Below are 1,483 nucleotides of genomic sequence, written 5' to 3' on the forward strand. Positions count from 1 at the left end.
GAATGGACCGATCCAGCGGGAATACCTGGTCTCGGGGGCGTCTGGCATACCGGGACCGTCGTTTCTTGCGACGACTTGGAAGGTATCTGGCTAATTCTTCGGATTGTCCCTCAGCGCTGTAAACATGGGCGTAGATCGTCTCATGGCTGACGCGAATGGCATGTCCTTCGAATGTAAGCCGACCGGCAATCTGCTCGGGCGACCAGCCTTCTTTCAACTGAGTGATAACAGCCTTCCGAAGCTTAGGGAGACGGATCAATTTCCGCCGCCGCGCACGTCGAGCTTCTGCCTTCCGCTGTGCAATCACACAATAGTAGCCACTGAGATTTGGCATTTCGCCATCAATGTAAAAATTCCGCTTTATGTCGCGATAGACTGTTGAGCGGTGTCTCCCAAGCTCAGCGGCTATTTTGTTGATCGAGAATTTTGCTCTGAGCATGTCCTCGATGATGCGTCTTTCACGCAAATCCAGCTCTGTATGTGCCATGTCTGTTCTCCTTGCTTTTTCAGCAAGATACCGGAAGTGTCGCAACCCAGTTTAGAATGTGCCGGCTACATTGCCAAAAAACGCATAAGCTAACTTATGTAATCTAATTCCCAGCCGAACAATCAGATAACGTTCCCATCGCCGTTGGCGGGCTTCAACAAACCTGTGAGCTCGACAATCCAGCTTCTTTCTCGCATCATGGCCATGATTTTTCATTAATATGAACCTGAAAGAGCTTTATGAAGACGCGGAAACTTGGCGTAAATGGGCCAGAAGTTGGATGCATCGGCTATGGCGCGATGTCCTTTTCCGACATGTATGGCCCGACGAACGAAGCCGAAAGCCATGCGATCCTAAATACCTGCCGCGAGCATGGTATCACCCATATCGACAGCGCCAATATCTATGGCATGGGCAAATCAGAGAACGCCATAGGAACCTATCTGAAGGCCAACCCTCTTGCGCGGCAGGACTTCCTCATTGCTACTAAGGCGACGATTACCCGCAACCTTGACGGAAACCGCTGCTTTGACAACTCACCAGAACATCTGGAGGCCGAACTGGACAAGTCGCTTCAGCGTCTAGGTGTAGAGTGCGTTGATCTAATTGGGGGTGCGGACGAAAAGTTGGACTATCTTGGAGATAGTTCATGTACAGCTACGAAGAACGACTGCGCGCGGTTAAGCTTTATATCAAGCTCGGCAAGCGCGCTCAGGCCACCATCCGTGAGTTGGGGTATCCAACGAAGAACGCCCTTAAAGGGTGGTATCGAGAATACCAACGTCTGCAGGACTTGCCGATACGATCGGCACCACGCCCGCCTAAATTCTCGCTGGCGCAAAAGGAGATGGCGTTAGAGCATTATGCAACCCATGGCCGCTGTATCTCATGGACGCTGCGTGCTTTAGGCTATCCATGCCGAACCACAATGACGGCGTGGGTGCGCGAGGCCTTTCCTGACATGAAGCCGGCCTCCAACACGGCATATGGCCCCGG

At 52.2% G+C, this 1,483-nt stretch carries 1 protein-coding gene and 2 pseudogenes; 2 read left to right on the forward strand and 1 reads right to left on the reverse strand.

All coding sequences use genetic code 11. From position 1 onward, the window contains the following. Positions 1–487 (reverse strand): IS30 family transposase (locus A3722_RS04280; protein ID WP_150120431.1); only part of this gene is annotated, 487 nt, incomplete at its 3' end. 239 nt (positions 488–726) lie between these two features. Here A3722_RS04280 and A3722_RS24700 point away from each other — a divergent pair. Continuing rightward, a pseudogene (locus A3722_RS24700) lies at positions 727–1,083 on the forward strand (aldo/keto reductase); the annotation flags it as partial. Positions 1,084–1,136: 53 nt separating this feature from the next. Then, positions 1,137–1,483, forward strand: a pseudogene (locus A3722_RS24505) (IS3 family transposase); the annotation flags it as partial.

The organism is Sulfitobacter sp. HI0027 (genome assembly GCF_001634775.1).
GTDB lineage: Bacteria > Pseudomonadota > Alphaproteobacteria > Rhodobacterales > Rhodobacteraceae > Sulfitobacter.